13 protein-coding genes are annotated in these 20634 nt (G+C 44.2%); 1 reads left to right on the forward strand and 12 read right to left on the reverse strand.

Annotated features, from left to right (window positions below; all coding sequences use genetic code 11):
* Positions 1-23 precede the first annotated feature (23 nt).
* On the reverse strand, positions 24-2945 hold the full coding sequence (gene uvrA / locus FLA_RS23285) for an excinuclease ABC subunit UvrA (protein WP_076374865.1): 2922 nt from the start codon (positions 2943-2945) through the stop codon (positions 24-26).
* Positions 2946-3110: 165 nt separating this feature from the next.
* On the opposite strand from uvrA, the gene FLA_RS23290 reads away from it, so the two are divergent.
* On the forward strand, positions 3111-3776 hold the full coding sequence (locus FLA_RS23290; protein WP_076374867.1) for an OmpA family protein: 666 nt from the start codon (positions 3111-3113) through the stop codon (positions 3774-3776).
* A gap of 94 nt (positions 3777-3870) precedes the next feature.
* On the opposite strand, the gene FLA_RS23295 is transcribed toward FLA_RS23290, so the two are convergent.
* Genes FLA_RS23295 through nagB form a run of 11 tightly spaced genes read right to left on the reverse strand, consistent with a single transcriptional unit; the run spans position 3871 to position 20621 of the window.
* Positions 3871-5040, reverse strand: coding sequence for a trans-sulfuration enzyme family protein (locus FLA_RS23295; protein ID WP_076374869.1), 1170 nt, complete (start codon positions 5038-5040; stop codon positions 3871-3873).
* A 42-nt stretch (positions 5041-5082) separates the two neighbouring features.
* Complete coding sequence (locus tag FLA_RS23300; RefSeq protein ID WP_076377242.1) at positions 5083-5520, reverse strand: OsmC family protein; 438 nt, start codon at positions 5518-5520, stop codon at positions 5083-5085.
* 39 nt (positions 5521-5559) lie between these two features.
* Entirely contained in the window at positions 5560-6600 is a 1041-nt protein-coding gene (locus FLA_RS23305; protein WP_084205973.1) for a sialidase family protein, read from the reverse strand.
* 12 nt (positions 6601-6612) lie between these two features.
* Complete coding sequence (locus FLA_RS23310; protein ID WP_076374871.1) at positions 6613-8031, reverse strand: glycoside hydrolase family 125 protein; 1419 nt, start codon at positions 8029-8031, stop codon at positions 6613-6615.
* An 11-nt stretch (positions 8032-8042) separates the two neighbouring features.
* Positions 8043-9911 (reverse strand): glycoside hydrolase family 35 protein, encoded by a 1869-nt coding sequence (locus FLA_RS23315; protein WP_076374873.1) that lies wholly within the window; start codon positions 9909-9911, stop codon positions 8043-8045.
* A 9-nt stretch (positions 9912-9920) separates the two neighbouring features.
* Positions 9921-11399, reverse strand: coding sequence for an alpha-L-fucosidase (locus FLA_RS23320; protein WP_076374875.1), 1479 nt, complete (start codon positions 11397-11399; stop codon positions 9921-9923).
* A gap of 10 nt (positions 11400-11409) precedes the next feature.
* Entirely contained in the window at positions 11410-12159 is a 750-nt protein-coding gene (locus FLA_RS23325; RefSeq protein ID WP_076374877.1) for a copper homeostasis protein CutC, read from the reverse strand.
* The gene (locus FLA_RS23330; protein WP_076374879.1) at positions 12152-13789 is read right to left on the reverse strand and encodes a beta-N-acetylhexosaminidase; all 1638 of its coding nucleotides are present in this window, start codon (positions 13787-13789) and stop codon (positions 12152-12154) included. The genes FLA_RS23325 and FLA_RS23330 overlap by 8 nt, the downstream gene beginning before the upstream one ends.
* A gap of 23 nt (positions 13790-13812) precedes the next feature.
* Complete coding sequence (locus FLA_RS23335; protein WP_076374881.1) at positions 13813-16068, reverse strand: GH92 family glycosyl hydrolase; 2256 nt, start codon at positions 16066-16068, stop codon at positions 13813-13815.
* Positions 16058-18703, reverse strand: coding sequence for a glycoside hydrolase family 2 protein (locus FLA_RS23340; protein ID WP_076374883.1), 2646 nt, complete (start codon positions 18701-18703; stop codon positions 16058-16060). Before FLA_RS23340 ends, FLA_RS23335 begins: the two co-directional genes overlap by 11 nt.
* Positions 18693-20621 carry a glucosamine-6-phosphate deaminase gene (gene nagB, locus FLA_RS23345; protein WP_076374885.1) on the reverse strand — a complete coding sequence of 643 codons (1929 nt, stop codon included), beginning with the start codon at positions 20619-20621 and terminating at the stop codon, positions 18693-18695. Before nagB ends, FLA_RS23340 begins: the two co-directional genes overlap by 11 nt.
* Positions 20622-20634 lie beyond the last annotated feature (13 nt).

The following is a 20634-nucleotide window of genomic DNA, read 5'->3' on the forward strand; positions in this document are numbered from 1 at the left end:
TATAAAATATCCGCTCTTACGCTTTATTTCTTCTTTTTACTTGTTGCTTTAGCTGCAACAGGTGGTATACTGCTTTCCAGTTCTATTTTCAAAAACCGCGCAGTATGGCTTTCTTTATTTTTGATCATTTCTTCGGGAGTGCCTTCAAATAAAATGCGTCCTCCGCCATCCCCTCCTTCCGGTCCGAGGTCAATCACATGGTCTGCCACTTTTATCACATCCAGGTTGTGTTCAATCACCAACACACTGTTACCTCTTTCCACCAATTTGTTTAACACATCCAGCAGGTGTTGAATATCCTGAAAGTGTAAACCGGTGGTAGGTTCATCCAGTATATAAAAAGTTTTACCAGTATCTTTTTTAGCCAGTTCTGTTGCCAGCTTCACACGCTGCGCTTCACCACCACTTAAGGTAACGGCGCTTTGCCCCAGCGTTATATAACCTAATCCTACATCACTCAGTACTTTAATTTTACGATAGAGAAAAGGTACCGCCTGGAAAAACTCGCAGGCTTCATCTACGGTCATATCCAGTACATCACTGATCGATTTGCCTTTGTAACGTATTTCCAACGTTTCCCTGTTATAGCGTTTGCCATTACATTTTTCACAATGCACATATACATCCGGCAAAAAGTTCATTTCAATTACACGCATACCACCACCTTCACATACCTCGCAACGTCCTCCTTTTACATTAAAAGAAAAACGGCCGGCATTATAACCGCGAATTTTGGCTTCTGGTATGGCAGAGAACAGTGTTCTTATTTCTGTAAAGAAACCACAATACGTAGCTGGGTTGCTACGTGGTGTACGCCCGATAGGCGACTGATCTATTTCAATGACTTTATCAATATGCTCTAAGCCCTTTATACTTTTATAGGGCAGAGGTGCTATTCGGCTGTTATAACAATGCCTTGATAAAATAGGATATAAAGTTTCATTAATTAAGGTGCTTTTGCCACTACCACTTACGCCGGTTATCAGCACCAGTTTGCCTAATGGAATTTGTACCGATACATTTTTCAGATTGTTGCCGGTGGCACCTTTCAGCTCTAAAGTTTTTCCATTGCCAGGTCTTCTTTCTGCCGGTACTTGTATGCCTTTTTTACCATTCAGGTATAAAGCTGTGTCAGAAGCGGATTGCAACACTTCTTCCGGTGTACCTGCCGCCACTACACGTCCGCCATGTTTACCGGCGCGTGGCCCGATATCTACCAGGTGATCAGCAGCCAACATAATATCTTTATCATGCTCTACAACCAGTACGCTGTTGCCTATATTACGCAGGTTGCGTAAGGCTTCAATCAACTGGTGGTTATCGCGTTGATGCAGGCCAATAGAAGGCTCATCTAATATGTAGGTAATACCTTGCAGCTGCGATCCTATCTGTGTAGCCAGTCGTATACGCTGTGATTCACCGCCGCTTAAAGTACGTGACGATCGATTCAGTGTTAAATACGTCAGGCCCACATCCAGCAAAAACTGCAAACGCTCTCTGATTTCTTTCAGAATATCCTTGGAAATAGTATTCTGCTTATCAGACAATCTTTTTTCAATATCTGCAAACCAAACCATCAGTTTGTCCAGGTTCAGTTCACTGAGCTCTGAGATATTCTTTTTATCTACTTTAAACCACAGGCTTTCTTTCTTCAACCGGGTTCCCTCACAGGTAGGGCAGGTTTGCAGCTCCATAAATTTCTCGGCCCATTCACGGGTGCTTTCGCTGCTTCCGGCAAACCATCTTTTAATCATGGGAATGATACCTTCAAACTCGCCCTCATAAGGTGTGCTGGATGCCGCTTCGTCATAAGCTGCCATATCTTCTGCATCTACCTCTTCTTTGCCATATAAAATAACATTCAGGCTTTTGGCTGGTATATCTTTGATCGGCTTATCCAGGCTTATTTTATGTCGGCGGGCTATCTGTGCTACTGTTTTAAACATAGAAGCTTCCCTTTCTTCCCCCAACGGCGCAATACCACCTTCCCGTATGTTTTTAGTATTGTCCGGTATAATAGCATCCATGCTTATAGAGTACACACTACCCAAACCTTTACAGGTAGGACAGGCGCCGTAAGGCGAGTTAAACGAGAAAGCATTGGGCGAAGGCTCTTCATAGCTGATGCCGGTATCTTCGCACATCAGTTGCTTGGAATATTGCACCAGCAAGTCTTCCTTGGTGCCGCCGTTCACCAGCAAAAACATCAGGTCTTTACCGGTTTTCAACGTTTGCTGTACGCTTTGGCTCAAACGAACTTTCATATCGTCTGTCACCTGCATACGGTCTATCACCACTTCAATATCATGAATCTTATAGCGATCCAGCTGCATGCGTGGCGTAATATCCAGCACTTCGCCATCTACCCGAACCTTCACAAAGCCTTTTTTGCGAATATCTTCAAACAACTCCCGGTAATGCCCTTTTCTACCTCTGATCAGGGGAGCCAGTAAGGTGATTTTTTTGCCCTTAAACTTTTTGAAAATATTGTCAACGATCTCCTCTTCGCTAAACTTGGTCATTTTTTTACCCGTGTTGTAGCTGTATGCTTCACCAATACGCGCATATAACAAACGGAGGAAATCGTATAATTCAGTAATAGTACCTACTGTTGAACGTGGGTTTTTGTTGGTGGTCTTTTGCTCAATAGATATCACCGGGCTTAAGCCTAGTATCTTATCTACATCAGGCCTTTCCATATCCCCCATAAACTGGCGGGCATAAGCACTAAAGCTTTCCATATACCGGCGCTGTCCTTCGTTGTAAATAGTATCAAATGCCAGAGACGATTTGCCACTGCCACTTACACCGGTAAACACCACCATCTTGTTCTTGGGAATATGAATATCTATGTTCTTCAGGTTATGCTCCCGCGCTCCAAATACATCTATAAACTCCTCTTTTTCTGCCTCTTTTACAGGTAATGCCTTTTTCGTAGCTGCCATAACACAATTCTTCAGGTTTCCGAAGGTAGAACAAAGTCTGTTAGCTTTTTGTTTATTCAGATGGAAAGCTTTTGCATGTTCCTAATCAACCAGTTACAACTGACACATACAACAATGGCACAGTAATTGGCAGGGTACTTATCTAATCTAAAATACAGTTGATATATGAAAATCCTTCAGTTATCGTTAACCGCCGTTATTGCTGCATCCCTGTTATTATCGTCATGTAAAACATGGAATAATACTCAAAAGGGCGCCGCAATAGGCACTGGTGGCGGTGCAGCTGCCGGTGCAATTATTGGCAAAGTGTCAGGTAATACCGCACTTGGAACTATTATAGGTGCTGCTGTTGGTGGCACTGCTGGTGCTATCATTGGCCGTAAAATGGACAAACAGGCAGCAGACATTAAAAATGAAGTTCCTAATGCCAAAGTAGAACGTGTAGAAGAGGGCATTACCGTTGAGTTTAGCAGTAAAATTCTGTTTGGCTTCGACAGCTATAGCCTTACCGATGCTTCCCGTTCCAGTTTAAGCCAGTTGATTACTGTATTAAACAAATACCCCGACACTAACGTGGAAGTACAGGGCCATACAGACAACAAAGGCACTGCCGAGTACAATGAAAAACTGTCTAATCAGCGTGCGGAATCTGTTGCCAGCTATATTAAATCAAATGGCATTTCCAGCTCTCGGGTAACCACCCGTGGCTTTGGTTTAACTGCACCCAAGTATTCCAACGACACAGAAGATGGCCGCGCTCAAAACCGCCGTGTGGAGTTTTTGATCACTGCCAATGATAAAATGAAATCAGATGCCCAAAAGGGTAACTAATAACAGCTTGCTGTAAATAACAAACGGGCCGTATTCTATTGAATACGGCCCGTTTTATTTTATAAGCTTGCAATAATAGTAAGCTCTTGCGTTATTAGCACTGTTCTAAAGCCTGTAAAACATCTGCCGCAATATCATCCACATGCTCCAGACCCACAGACAAACGAATCATACCAGGCGTGATGCCTACCGACAGCTGATCTGCTGCACTCAATTTAGAGTGTGTAGTAGAAGCCGGATGTGAAGCAATAGATCTGCTATCGCCCAGGTTGGAAGTAAGTGTTATCATCTTTAATGCGTTCATAAACTTACGTCCTGCATCCAAACCACCTTTTACTTCAAAGTTCACTAAGCAACCACCTCTGCTCATTTGCTTTTTCGCAATGGCATAGGCAGGATGTGAAGGCATAAAAGGATATTTCAGTGTATTGATTTTTGCATGGCCTTCCAGCTTTTTAGCTAAGGCTTCCGCATTATCGCAATGACGCTGAATACGCACGTCTAATGTCTCCAGGCTTTTGGTTAACACCCAGGCATTAAAAGGCGACATAGAAGGCCCGGTGTTACGGCAAAACAGGTATATTTCGCGAATCAATTCTTTTTTACCAACTACAATACCACCTAACACGCGTCCCTGTCCATCTAACCATTTAGTAGCAGAATGTATCACCAGGTCTGCGCCAAATTCAATAGGACGTTGTAAAATAGGCGTAGCAAAACAGTTGTCTACTACAAACATCAGATTGTGCTTCTTAGCCAGTTTACCAACAGCTTCCATATCCACCACATCCAACCCTGGGTTGGTAGGGGTTTCCAGGTAAATCATTTTGGTGTTAGGCTTAATTAACGATTCCCAGCTGTCTACATCATTTACCGAACCATAAGAGTAATCAATGCCCCATTTAGGCATGTACTTGGTTAATAAAGTGTGTGTAGAACCAAATATGGAAGCACAGCTTAGAATATGGTCGCCACTTTGCAAAAAGGTCATAAAGGTGCCAAAAATAGCAGCCATACCGCTGGCGCAGGAAAAACCGTCTTCTGCACCTTCCAATGCGCACATTTTATTAGTAAACTCCTGTACGGTAGGATTACTAAAGCGCGTATAAATGTTATGATCGTTTACTTCATTGAAAGCATCGGCCATATCTTCTGCACTATCAAACCGGAAACTACTGGTAAGAAATAAAGGAGTGCTATGCTCCATTTCGTCCGTAGTAGGCGTTTGCGTGCGGATAGCTTTCGTTATAGGATGGTAAGGCATTATAAATTATGTATATAAATGAGAAAAAACGATTGAATAGCGTTACACGGTAACGGTTTTGCCGTTCACCACCACTTTCCACTCCAGTTTAGCACCGGCCTGGCGTAATGTTTCTGCAACAGAACAATATTTATCAATAGATAATTCCACCGCGCGGTAAGCTTTCACCTCGTCTATATTACCCTTTAGTTCAAAAACCAGTGAAGCATTTTGCCATAAAGAAGGCTCTTTGCCGGGTTCGCGCTCACCATCTACACTAATAGATATATCCTGCAGATCCTGGCGCTGTTTTTTCAGAATAGAAACCACATCCACTGCACTGCAACCGCCTAAACCAGCCAGCAGTACCTGCATGGGTCTGAAACCGTTGCCTAAACCTCCCTTGTCAACCGGAATGTCCATGCGCAACGAATGATTGTTGGCATCAGTTGCGGTAAAACCATAATCCCCTTCTGTACGAGTTACTTGCATAATAGGCATAGCCATAAATTTGAAATGCAAAGATAGTACAACGGGGGGTTACAACTTCACCACTACATGTTTGATGTTCCTGCGGTTCCAGGTGTAGGTAATATGTAATAAACCATCGGGAGTTTGTATAATGGCGGGGTAGCTAAATTCGCCATCTTTCTCATTTTCAAGCACATATACATCATTCCAGTGAATGCCGTCTGGCGATGTAGCCAAGTAAAGCCGGTTACGTCCGTTATACCAGTCCTTCCCTTTCAGTAAAGGGTTATATACCAGCGCATAACTGCCATTACAAAGCGTTACTGCATCACTCCCCGAGTTGGGATTAGGCAGTTCCGTAACAGTCAACGGCTCCCAGCTGGCGCCATTGTTCGTTGACCATGTTTGCACAATCCTGTTTTGACGGCTTCTGCAAAGCATTTGTAAGCTGTCTTTCCCATGTATCAATATACTGGGCTGAATTACGCCAAAAGTGTCACAGTAAATAGCCACTTTCTTCCAGTGATTCCCGTTTTTATCGGTTTGTTCTACATGGATATGCCATTCCTTTTCATCCAGGCTTTCGGTGCTTGATGGATGAAGAATAGTGCCATTAGCCAGTTGCACCGGTTTATTTTTAATAGGCCCTAACATGCCGCTGGGTAACTTTTGGGCAGCAGACCAGCTTTGCCCATTATTATCCGAATAACGAACCATTCCCCACCATTCCCTGGGATTCTTGCCTATTTTATAATACAGGAAGAGTCTTCCAGTTTGGCTGCGGAACAAAACAGGGTTCCAGCAAGGATAACGCAATGTATCATTGATAATACCATCTGCCACTTGCTTAGGGGCCTGCCATTTACCATTCTGATAAATGGCTGTCCAGACACACACTTCAGGGCTCGATTCATAAGGCCCGGCAAACCACGCCGCTATTAATCTTTTACCGGGTAATGCTTCTATAGTGGAAGCATGGCTGGCAGCATACGGTGGCTTATCCACAATCACTTCATTCACCAACGCCTGTGCAGTAGCACCGGGCACCGTCTGTGCCTGCGCCTTCCAGCACCAACCCAGGCAAAGCATTACCCATATTATCCTGTTCATATCCTTTGCGTGTTACGCTAACAAATGTGGCTTCTCTTTATAGGTTTTCCATAAAAACTCCCCATACAATGTATTAGCCCATGCAAACCACGAACGGGTATAATTAGAGGCATCATCTTTATGAAACGTTTCATGCATAAAACCGGTACCAGCATGTGTGGCTTTCAGGGTTACCAGGCACTCTTTTATTTCGGTGTCGCTGGTGCTGGTTAAACCACGCATAATAATACCCAATGGCCATATCATATCCGGCCCTACGTGTGGCCCGCCTATTCCTTCGCCGGCAATGCCTTTAAAGAAATAAGGGTTATTGGTAGATAACAACATTTTACGGGTATTGATATATACCGGATCGGTTACACTCACTGCCCCCAGGTAAGGCAGTGAAACCAGGCTTGGCACATTGGCATCATCCATCAGGTTAAAACTGCCAAAGCCGTTTACTTCATAAGCATATATTCTGCCGTATTGCGGATGCTGAATAATCGCATACTTTTTTAACGCTGCTAACACTTCTTCGGCCAGCACATCTAACTGCACAGCTAACGATATATCCTTAAACAACTGGCGCATAACAATGGCGGCCTGCTTCAGGCTTTCCACCGCAAAAAAATTGGAAGGCACCAGGAAGGAATAAATAGTGGCATCATCACTGGGGCGAAAGGCCGAACAAATTAAACCTACAGGCTTTACGGGATAGCCATAACCACCGGGCGGCATAGTATCGGTAGCCTTTTCTGTTTTGCGTTGAAACGAATAAGAACCGGGATAAAATTTACGTTGCTGTTCTTTAAAAGTTTCAAAGGTAGCGCGTATACTTTGCACCCAATCGGTGGTAAAAATAGAATCATCTCCTGTTTTCTTCCAGTAATGATAAGCCAGCCGTATAGGATAACATAATGAATCTATCTCCCATTTTCTTTCATGCACTCCAGGCTGCATGTTGGTGATATCATCTTTCCACTCACTGATCTTATTGGCATCTTTATAAAAGGCATTGGCATAAGGGTCTTTTAAAATACACTTTACCTGGCGGTGAATTACCCCTGCTATCATTTGCTGTAAAGGTTTGTCGCCTTTTACAAATTGTAAGTAAGGCCAAACCTGGGCAGTGCTGTCACGTAACCACATAGCGTCAATATCTCCTGTAATAACATAGGTATCGGGCTTGCCATTGTGCGTTTCATGAAACACGGTCGTATCCAGGGTATTGGGAAAACAGTTTTCAAACAACCAGCCCGTTTCCCTGTCTGCCACATTCTTCCTGAACTCTTCAATTACAGCTTCAATGTTCTTGCTATGAAACTTTCTGCGGGCATAAGGCACCCGTACAGTAGGAAATGCATTGATGCCAGCCGCCAGGGATATTTTTCCCAATAGCATGCCTGCACTTAATACACCTGTTGCTTTAATAAACTCGCTTCTTTTCATCTGGGCTTAAGTTAATTTTGTTCTGACTCTTGTAGTTGTTCCAGCACAGGTATAGCGGTACTGGTTAGCGAAGTTTGCAGGGTATCATTTAATTGCTCAAATACAGTTACCTGGTTTTTGCCCTTTTGCAACCAGCAGCCGGGCACATATAAAGTAAGCTGGGGACCTGTTTGCCAATAACGACCCAGGTTATGGCCATTCACAAACACAATTCCCTTCCCCCATTTGCTCATATCCAAAAACGTATCCGCGGTTGAACTTAGGTCAAATTCTCCAGTATACAACACAGGGCGGCCTGCTTTATTTTTTATCGTAGCCGGCCCCGTCGTCGGCGCTTTATCAAAAGGCATTTTATACATTTCCCAGTTACCGGTGATCACAAAATCATCAATGGTAATGGGCGCTATAATCCCTTTTGTATTCTCCGTTATCTGCGCTCCGTAATTAATCCTACCCATATTCTCTACCAATATATCCAGTGTGCTGTTAAAAGGAATATCTACCGCGCACTCATAGGTTTGCGTAATCCTGTTTAACACACCTACTCTTTTACCATCTACATACACAGTAGCATAATCACGTAAACCGGGCACTTTCAATACTCCACGCACAGGCTGTGTAAACTTTTTACTGTACAATACATATCCACTGCCCTGTTGCAGATTTTCAAACGATAGCACCGTATCGCTCACTACCGGTTTCAATTTGTTTTTCCAGCCTAACACATCCTGTGCAGCATGCAAAGCAATCGCAGGCAATGCTTTTACTGGAATAGCCGCCGGCACTTCCGGTACCGGGTATTGTACATATTTTTTCATCAGCTCGCGTAAAGCAGTATACTTAGCGGTTACCCAACCGGCTTCACTAATAGGAGCATCATAATCGTAGCTGGTAATATCCGGCTGAATATCATGTTCCTCATTGTAGTTAGCACCAGCCGTAAACCCAAAATTGGTGCCGCCATGTATCATGTAAAAATTAAAGCTTACCCCATTTTTTAAATACGTTTCTGTTTGTGTAGCGATCTGGCCTGCATCTATACGGGTAAATTTTTCTCCCCAGTGGTCTAACCAACCGGGATAAAACTCCGCCACCATATAAGGGCCTTTGCCATCATGGTATTTATCTACTGCTTTTTTCAGATTATCCACATTACCTTCTCCGTTGGCAGTGGGCAACACGCCCGGTAAGGCACCGCCATCAAACAGCCAGCTTCCATCAGAAGTAAAAAGCGGCACATTCACTCCTGCCTGTAATAACATTTGCTTAATGGCAGCGCTATATTTTTTATGTTCCTCTACCGGAATATCTTTTCGCTGTGCTACGTAAGAACCAAACTCATTCTCAGCCTGTACCATAATAATGGGGCCACCATTGGTTACCAGCAAAGGTTTTACCTGTGCAGCCAGCTGTTGAATATATTGTTTGCAGGAGTCTAAAAAAGGCTGGTTGTTGGCGCGCACCACCAGTTGCTTATTTTGTTGCAACCACCAGGGGTAGCCACCAAACTCCCACTCTGCACAGGCATAAGGCCCGGGACGTAAAATCACCCATAAACCTTCCTGCTGTGCCAGCTTTATAAATTCAGCCATGTTCTTATTATCAGAAGTAAAATCCCACACACCAGGCGCTGTGTTATGATAATTCCAGAATACATAGGTAGCTACTGCATTTAACCCCATTGCCTTCATCATTTGCAGGCGATGACGCCAGTATTCTTTTGGCACACGGGCATAGTGCATTTCACCGGAATGAATTTGCACCGGCTTACCGTCATATAAAAAGTTACCATCCTTAATATCAAACTGATGTTTACCCTGCGCATAAGTGATCTGTGCAGTTATCACTAGCATCATCACTACCAGCCATTGCTTTTTCATATGCATACTTTAATAAACCGCTACATTAGAAATAACGGGGCAAGCTTTTGCCGCCGTAATGCGTACTCTTATTTTGCCAGTGCTAACAGGCGCTATTTTGCAAATGCGTTTATACCCTATGGTAGTGCCTTCTGCCACCTGCTGCCATTGACCATTGGCCCATACGTCTACAGCAAACGATTTCACACGCTGCCCCAGCTGAATGTATTCCTGTACAAGAATGTATGCTACGGTTTTAACTGCGGGTAAGTTAATAGCTACATCTGCTGTAGTTACGCTATCGTCGGCCGCCCAATAGGTATTTTCTTTACCGTCTGTAACATTTGCAGCTGCGTAAGCCGCCGCATTCCCGCGTACATTGGAAGCTGTGGCCTTTGCATGCAATGCCAGGTTGTTTCCAAATGCTTTGTTCAGCAAACGCCGAAAGCCTTGCAACGCCTTCACATCATTCTCATGAAACAACCCTCTTTTATCCGGGGGGATATTCAATAATAAAGTACTGCCACGCCCTACTGTAGTAAGATATAACTCAAATAAGCGTTCCGGGTTTTTCACCAGCGAATCTTCGGTTGCATGATAAAACCATCCGTTACGGATAGATACGTCTACTTCCGAAGGCACCCATTGTTTGCCATCGGCCGATCCTGTATTCAGCAAATGCTCTACACCTGCTTTACCAGCATATAAAGTATCTGTACTAATGGTATTCCAGTTAGTAAGCCCTGCGGTGCCATTTTCGTTACCGCACCAACGCAAATCGGGGCCGGCATCGCTAAAAAACAACACATTGGGTTGCATTCCTCTTACCAGTTTCAAAGTGCCTGGCCAATCGTAATAAGTAGAACGATCAATCTTCCGTACTTCATTGGCACCACCATAATACCCTTTACCGCCATTCGCACCATCAAACCACATTTCAAACAAAGGCCCGTATTGCGTAAACAGTTCCTGTAATTGATTACGGTAATATTGTACATAAGAAGGCTGTCCGTAATCTGCCCGGTTTCTATCCCAGGGAGAGAGGTACACCCCAAATTGAATCCCGGCTTTCTTACAGGCATCTGCTGCTTCCCGCACCACATCGCCTTTGCCATTTTTCCAGGGGCTTTGTTTTACAGAATGCTCGGTATACTTACTGGGCCATAAGCAAAAACCATCATGATGTTTGCAGGTAAGTATCATGCCTTTAAAACCCGCTTTTTTCAATGTAGTAGCCCACTGCAGGGCATTCAACGCAGTGGGGTTAAATATAGCAGCGCTTTCATCGCCATTTCCCCATTCCAACCCCGTATAGGTGTTGGTGGTAAAATGCACAAAGGCATTCATTTCCATTTTATGCCAGGCCAGCTGTTTGGCCGAGGGCACCGGCAATAATGGGGCAGGTGCCGGCACACTTTTAGCATGGCCGGCTTGCTGCGCATCAACATACAAAGCAACCTGAATAAACAGTATAAAGGCAGGGGCCACCTTTTGCAACAACTTTCTCATGTATATCTTATTATCCCAATGCCATTCGTAAGCTTCTTACTGCTTCTTCATGAACAGCCGGATTTACAAAATCGTTCTCTTTTATAAACGCCGGGTTTACATACTGCATTTCGCTTTTAGCGGTAGTACGTAAAGAAGCATGAAACTCCCTTGCCCCCGTTTTGTTTTTGATGTCCTCTATATTGAAAGCAGATACACCACTACCCGGCATAATGCTAATGCGATTACCAGCAGCTGCTACCAGTTGTTGAATCACGTCCAGCGCTTCCACCGCTTTTACCTGCTGGCCCGAAGTAAGTATTCGTGCGCAGCCGGTTTGAACAATCACATCCAATGCCTCAAAAGGATCGCGGCAGCGGTCAAAAGCACGATGAAAAGTTACCTGCATGGGGTATGCTTCCTGTACTGCCCTGGCGGTTCTTGCTGCATCTATCTGGCCGTCTCTGGTTAAAAATCCAATTACCACACCATCACACTGTAGTTGCTTACAAATGCGGATATCCTGTAGCATTAATTCATACTCATCCTCAGTATACAGGAAATCACCGCTACGTGAACGTATAATGGGAAACAAGGTAGTGTGCAGTTTTTCCCGGCACTGTTGTATCAGCCCAAAGGAGGGAGTAAGCCCACCTTCTGATAAACCAGTACATAACTCTATTCTGTCGGCACCACCTTTTACTGCGCTTTGTGCAGTGATAAAATCAGTAACGGCTATTTCAATTGTATATTTCACCCGTTCAACACTGGCACTACTCATATCCTTTATTATAATTTACTTTCCACAGATCATATCGTTTAAACTGATCACGTAAACGGGAAGAAAAATCTGCCCAGTTACGGTCTGACTTCTGGCTCCATAACACTTCACTCAAGGCGCTCATACGTGGAAACACCTGGTATTCTATCGTGCTGGGATAGTGAATGTATTCCGACCATACGTTTGCCTGCGCTCCTAACACATATTTTTCCTGATCGGTGTTTTGCAACTGCAAAGGCACCGGTTCATAACCATATACTTTTTCTACTGTTAAACAGCAGGAAAAAGTAACGGAATCTTCTTTCTCTTTCGATAATGCCTGAGAATAGTTGAAATAAGTATGACTTTCTGGACTCATAATAACTGCATGTTTTTCTTTCGCCGCATCAACACCACCTTTCTCCCCTCTCCAGCTCATTACTACTGCATTAGGTGCTAAGCCCCCTTCCAGTATTTCGTCCCATCCAATAATCTGACGGCCTTTGCCGTTAATATACTTCTCTATACGCTGTATAAAATAGCTCTGTAACTCATGCTCTGTTTTTAATCCTAACTTCTTCATCAGATCCTGACAAAAAGCCGATTTCTTCCAGGCATCTTTCGGACACTCATCTCCACCAATATGTATGTACTTGGAAGGAAATAAGGCTATCACCTCATCCAGTACATCCTGTAAAAAGTTAAACGTGTATTCACTTGGGCAAAACACATCTTCAAATACCCCCCAGGTTTCCTGTACTTTTTTCAAAGGTAACGCCTGGTTTAAAGAAGAGGCAGGAGGTAACATTTTAGTAGCAGAATCCGGAAAACAACTTAACTGTGGGTAAGCCGCAATTGCCGCAGAAGAATGGCCTGGTAATTCTATTTCTGGTACAACAGTAATGTATCTTTTAGCAGCATAGGCCACTACTTCCTTAATTTCTTCCTGGGTATAAAAACCACCATAGCGGGTGTTGGTGTTGCCTGTACCAGGATAATGGTCTATAATGGTGCCATTTCTAAATCCACCCACCTGCGTCAGTTTCGGATACTTTTTAATCTCTATTCTCCATCCCTGGTCTTCTGTTAAATGCCAGTGGAAATAGTTCATTTTATGACGGGCCAGGTAATCAATATACTTCTTTACAAAAGAAGCGGGAAAGAAATGACGGCCTGCATCCAGGTGCATGCCACGGTAGGCAAAACGGGGATAGTCTGTAATATCCGTAAAGGCTACCGTTAAAGCATTTCCTTTCTGTAAGGGCAATAACTGAATTAAAGATTGTACGCCATAAAACACACCTTCTGCATCCACTCCCTTTATCACAATACCTTTTTTATCAGCATGCAGGGTATAAGTACCCGGCACGGCATTTTTCTTAGGCTCTACGCTCAGCGTAATAGCACCTGCTTTGCTGGCAGAAGATTGTAGCCCTACCTGGTACACTTCTTTCACATAATCAGTGAAGTAAGTGGCACTGGATTGTAACGATTTGTTTGCCACCGCTACTACCGACGCTGCTTTAATAGTATAAGTTCCTCCAATAGCAGGCATTTTTATGTCTACCGGCTTAGGTATAATATTCACCTGTGCCACCGAGGTGCAGGCAATCAACACAGCCGCCATCCCTATTGTAATACGTTTGTTCATATGTTTTATTCTACAGTTGATTACTAGTTATTTTGTCCGGGTAAATCCAATGCCTTTACACCCCAGGTTGCAGAAGGAGTGCTTCCCATGGTAAATACCAGCTCTCCTCCACGTACAATATCCGTGTGCTTAATAAAAGAAGCAGTATAAGGCTTACCATTCAAAGTGGCCTTTTGAATATACCTGTTGGTATTGCTTACCCCTTTGGCTATTACGGTAAATTTCTTCTGCCGTGGCAGCTGAATACTTACTTTATCAAATAAAGGCGCTCCAATAGCATATTCTCCGCTGGCGGGGTTTACAGGATAAAAGCCCAGCGCACTCCATACAAACCAGGCGCTCATTTGCCCGCAATCTTCGTTACCGCATAATCCATCCGGTTTATTGGTATACAGGTTTTGCGTAATGTAGCGTACCCGGTCAGCTGTTTTTGCCGGCATGCCTGCATAGTTATACAGGTAAGCTATATGATGGCTCGGTTCGTTGCCATGCGCATATTGTCCTACCAGGCCACTGATATCAGGTGATGTATTTTCGCCTTTCAGTTCAGAGCTTACTGTAAACAGCGAATCCAGTTTGGTTACAAATGGCGTAACACCTCCATAAGCCTGCATCAAGCCTTTTACATCCTGTGGTACAAACCAGCTATGCTGCCAGCTGTTCCCTTCTGTAAACATGGCTTTATGCTCATCGTGTTCTGAAAAATAAGGGTCAAAAGGCGTTACCCAGCTACCGTCTGCATTTTTAGCCCTGGCAAAACCGATAGTGCTGTCAAACAGACTTTTCCACGAAGCCGATCTTTTCATAAAAAGTGCGTAATCGTCTTCTTTGCCCAGCTTTTTAGCCACCTGCGCTATGCACCAGTCGTCGTAAGCATATTCCAGGGTAATAGTAACACTGCTGCCCATTTTATCCTGTGGCAGGTAACCATATTCGCGATACCAGTTAGCACCTCTTATATTTTGCATGGCACTTTTCTTCATTGCTTCCAAAGCCACTTCGGGCTGCACGCCTGCCATCCCTTTCAATACGGCATCAGCAACGATAGGAATGCAATGATACCCCGTCATACAATTGGTTTCATTAAAATGCAAATCCCATACAGGCAGTAATCCGTACTGATTGTAAAAATCCATGTAGGAATGAATGATATCAGGCACTCTTTCCGGCTGCAACAGGGTAAACAAAGGACTCTCTGCTCTAAAAACATCCCATAGCGAGCTTACGGTATATACCGGGTAATCGGCATGTGCCAGGTTACCTTTTACATTCTTATAGTTGCCATTGACATCACTGAATAAAACAGGCGCTTCAAAGGCATGATATAAAGCAGTATAAAATACTTCTTTCAGGCTGGCATTGGCAGTGGTAATGGCCACTTTGCTTAATGTTTTCTCCCAAAGTGCCACTGCCTGCTCTTTTACCTTATCAAAAGCCCAGCCTTTCTCTTTATTTAATGCATCCAGCGCACCAGCTTCGTTGGCAAAGCTTAACGATACCTGCATTTGAACCTGCTCACCCTCCTGTGTACTAAACAGCAAACAGGCAATGGAGCTATTGCTTTTCACTTCAACAGCCGGCACTATACGGTTGTTGGCGTATAAACGCATTTCACGCACCGGCTTGCTCAGCCGCACGGCAAAATATACGCGTTGATCTTTGGCCCAACCTGTTGAATAACGATAACCGATAAACGTAGTAGAATCCAGTTGTTTAAAATGTGTTTCGGTAGCCTTATCCCAGTTAATGGCAAAGCCCAGGTTAAAACGGATCATGGCCTTTTCCGATTTAGGAAAAGTATACCGGTGATAACCTGTTCTTTCCGAAGTGGTCAGTTCTGCTTTAATATGAAAGTCGTCCAGCATCACGCTGTAATACCCCGCACTGGCTTTTTCTGTTGCATGCGAAAAAGCACTGTGCATCTTTTCAAAATTGGGTTCCCGGTTTACAGAGGGCAATACAGATATATCGGCCAGATCACCTATACCTGTTCCGCTAAGATGGGTATGGCTAAAACCAGCTATCACACTATCACTGTAGTGATAACCACTGCACCAGTCCCATCCGGCAGTACCATTATCCGGGCTTAACTGCACCATACCAAATGGAACAGTAGGCCCCGGATAGGTGTGCCCATGCGCACCTGTGCCTATAAAAGGATTGATATATCCTGATAACTTTTGTGTTTGCGCCTGCACACCTGTCCCTAACAAAAGCCCTCCTATTACAGTAGTTACTTTTGCGGTGACATGCAGTAATTTGTTCAGCTTATTTTTCATTGGCAATAGTATTAAAGGTTTCTTTCGAGTTCCAACCGGTAACCATTACAGCCAGGTTGCTGATGGCACCTGTATAAGAGATCGTTATTGTTTTTTGCTGGCCTGGCAGTACCGATACATAGTTATCGCTGTAAAAAGCAGGTAATATGCGTTGCTTACTGCTGGCATCTAACAGCGATATCCTGTTAAAAAAAGCAACTGCGCCATTGGCTGCATTTTGCAAAGTCACTTCTACTTCGCCTGCACGCACCCTACGGCACTGCGTGGTAAGCGAAGCAACCGGCAACTGTTGTAGCATGGTGTACTTGCCATCTGCGCCAGGCAACCAATACAAATTATCACTGATTACCTGTTGCTGCTTATCCAGCAATTGCAGACTTAAAAAAGCACCATCTTTTTTAGCAGCTTTGACTAATGCTTCCCCTACCCCAAAATATCTTCTTGCCCTGTTGGCTGGCGCTTCTGTAAACACCTGGGTAATAAAAGTTTCTTTGCCTGCTTTATCATATAGTTTGGCTACCATCATTACATCACGCTGTGCAGTAAATGTGTTATTGCACAACATCACCATGCTATCCATAGGGTTAAACATAATATGCAATGGCTCACCTGCATTGCGCAGGCCAAACAAACAAGCATTCGGATCGAGATAGTAATCATACATCTGTCCGCGCATAGCGGTCCACGGGTTCTGTGTTTTCCAGATAATTACACCGGAATACCACTCCCATTGATGCGAACTAAAACCTTCTATTAAACCACGATACTGGTTATAATTCACCAATTGTGCTTTCCGTGCAAAATCAGCCGCGTCCATTACCTTACCATAGGCTTCTACCGACGAATCATAACCAATATATTTATGATAATCCCATACAGAGTCTACTATTGCAGAACCGTCTGCTTTGTATACCGGCGCTTTTAAATTAGCAGCAGGAATAAAACGCTGTAACGATTCATAATCTCCCACGCCCACCGATCCCACTTCTGAATTGAACGGCCATGTTTGTGTACCCCAAAAGGTTTTAATATCCTGCAAACCATAGGGACCATCTCCATTTCCACCCAAACGGTTGTACGACATGCTATCTGAGTTGGAATAATCCACAAACCAGCGTGTACCATCCAGCATAGGCATTAATGAATCTTTCAAAGCATGGTGAATATCTTCCGCTAAAGTAATTTCATTACCGCCGCACCAGATAGCTAATGAAGGATGGTTACGGATCATTTTAATCTGATCGGCTGCTGAAACAATAAACAAGGGATGATCATCCGGATATTTTCTGCGTGTCCATTGATCTTCTTTCTTCAATGGATCCACCCATTTACCATTGCAATCGCCTGAAGTCCAGAAATCCTGCATTACCAGCATGCCATATTTGTCGCAGGCATTGTAAAACTCAGGACGCTCAGTTAACGCACCACCCCATACCCTTATCAGGTTCAGGTTCATATCGCGATGGTAACGCACTTCTGCATCATAACGTTCCGGTGAAAAACGCAGCATCGCGTCTGATATAATCCAGTTCCCCCCTTTAATAAACACCTTCTGACCATTCACTGCAATTTCCTTGCTGCCAGTAGTGGTGTTCCAGCTGGTTTGTATTTCCCGTATACCAAACGATACGCTATCTGCATCCGACACTCCTTTGCCGTTTACCACAAACTGCAGGGGCAGGGTATACAATGGCTGAGAGCCGTAATTGTTAGGCCACCACAAGCGTGGGTTATCCAATACCAACCGGGGAAGCTGCACCTGCTTAGTAGCTCCGGGTGCTAAAATTACCTGCTCACTTATTTTATGCCCGTCTAACACGTACTGTAATGTGCCTGTTAGCGTAGCAGCAGTGGTATTTTGTAGTTCTGCCGATACTTTAATAATAGCGGGCTGCTGCACTCCGGTGGGTATACGTACACCTGGCACCTCCGTTATTATATGCGGATGCCTTACTACCACACCACCGGTTTTCTTTATAAACACTTTGTCCCATATTCCTGTGTTCCTGTCACGGATAGGCTGTATCCAGTCCCATCCCGCTACATACTGATGCGATACATTTTTAGCAATCGTGCCATCACCACCCTGACCGCCATTGGCATTGCCGGTTTCATCGGGTGGGTATACAATTACTGCCAGCCTGTTATGGCCATTCTTCTGCATCCACTGTGTAATGTTATACTCCTGGCGCAAAAACATGCCTTTATGGGTAACGCGATTTAGCTTATGACTATTATAATACACATCACAGCCGTAGTTAACCCCTCTTAGTTGCAACCACACCTGCTGTCCGGCAGCAGGGTAAGCTTCCTCTACATCTTTTACAAACCAATAAGTATAATAGTCGCGACCAGTGTTATGAATATCAGGAATCAGCTGATTATTCATGCCATAAAACGGATCCGGCACCTGCTTATGCAATAACTGCGTAGTAAGCACCGTACCGGGCACCACAGCTGTTTGCCAGCTATTGAGGGCGTAAGCAGTACCGGAAATAACCGCACCGCTTTCTTTCACGGAAGATACAGGTGCACACTTCCAGCCATCCGATAATTCGTATAGCTGTTGTGCCGTTAGTGGCCTGCTGCACAAAACAAGCAAACCACCTAATACAATCAATAGTTTACTTTTCATCGAATCTCCATTTTACAAAGGCTTCCATCGCTTCATAATCGGCCAACCCCAGGCTGTCGTATATTCTGGCAGTTTCGCGGTTACGCTGTTCTGCACGCACCCAAAATTCCCTGGCGTCGTCACCTGGGAAAACAGGGGTATCTTTTTGAGATTGATGTTTAAATATGGCGTTGCGCTTGCGTATCACCTCCAGTGGCGATAACGGCACAGCCATCTCAATTTCATATGCTTCAAACTCATGCCATGCTCCACGATACATCCACAACCAGCAGTCTTTGGCCCAGGCTTCTGTTTTGCGTAAACGGGTTAATGCTTCTATAATAATGTGGAAACAAACAATGTGCGTTCCATGCGGGTCGGCAAAATCACCGGCTGCAAATACCTGGTGTGGTTTTACCCTTTGCAGCAACTCAATGGTCAGCTGAATGTCCACTTCACTTACAGCATTCTTCTGTGTTTTACCGGTTTCATAAAAAGGAAGCTCCATAAAATGAATATGATCATCCTGTAAGCCTGCATAACGCGCGCCTGCAATCGCTTCTGTTTTACGTATAAACCCTTTTACGCTTCTTATTTCCTTTGTATCTATCTGGTTGGGTTGTTTGGCAGCTATAAAGGCACGCATGTCTTTATAAGTCTGCTGTAATTCGTTCACATCCTTACCCGAGCTTTTCATAAAGTCAATGGTAAACTCCACATAGCGCAACACATCATCATCCCACACAGCTGTATTACCCGATGTCTGGTAAGCCACATGCACGTCATGCCCCTGATCTACCAGGCGAATAAACGTACCACCCATAGATATTACATCATCATCCGGATGTGGTGAAAAAATGATAGAACGTTTTACGGCTGGTATTGCACGTTCCGGACGGGAACTGTCATCGGCATTGGGCTTACCACCTGGCCAGCCGGTAATGGTTTGCTGTAACTGGTTAAAAATACTGATGTTGGTATTATAAGCGGGACCGGTTTGCACTATCAGTCCGGCCATACCGTGACTGTTATAATCCTCGTCGGTAAGCTTTAACACAGGCTTACCCAATGTTTGCGAAAGCCATATCACCGCTTTTTTAATCAGGGTTTTATCCCATATGCAATCTTTCACCAGCCAGGGCAGGTTAAAGCGGGTAAGCTCGCTCGCCGCATCTTCATCTACAATAAACTCTACGCTGGAAGACAACTGTAAAAAAGTAGCAGGCACCTCACCGGTGATATCGCCTTCCACTGCTTTCTTTATGATAGAAGCCTTCGTTTTGTTCCAGGCCATCAAAATAATTTCCCGGGCTTTGAATATGGTTCCAATGCCCATGGTAATGGCTTTGGATGGCACATTTTCTTTCGCACCAAAATCACGCGAAGCATCTCTCCTGGTTAACTCTTCCAGGGTTACCAGACGCGTACCTGAGTTAGGCGCACTACCCGGCTCGTTAAATCCTATATGCCCGGTACGGCCTATACCTAACAGCTGAATATCCAGCCCTCCAAATTTTTCAATCTTTTGTTCGTATTCCAGGCACCAGGCATGTATGGCATCTTTATTCAGTGTGCCATCCGGTATATGAATGTTCGCAGGTGCAATATCTATATGGTTAAACAAATGCTCGTGCATAAAAGCCACATAGCTTTGTTTGGCAGTAGGCTGTATAGGATAATATTCATCCAGGTTAAATGTAACCACATTACTAAAGCTTAACCCTTCTTCTTTGTGCAGACGCACCAGCTCACTGTATACTTTAACAGGGGTTGCGCCCGTAGCCAATCCCAGTACGGCAGTTTCGCCCTTTGCCTGTTTGGCTTTAATAAGTGTTGCAATACGCGCTGCAACTATCACCGACGCTTCCTGCTGGGAAGCATACACAGTTACCGGAACTTTCTCAAAACGGGTTTCTTCTAAAAGGTTTAATCTGGCCATATGTTATATCAGG

This window comes from Filimonas lacunae (assembly GCF_002355595.1).
GTDB lineage: Bacteria > Bacteroidota > Bacteroidia > Chitinophagales > Chitinophagaceae > Filimonas > Filimonas lacunae.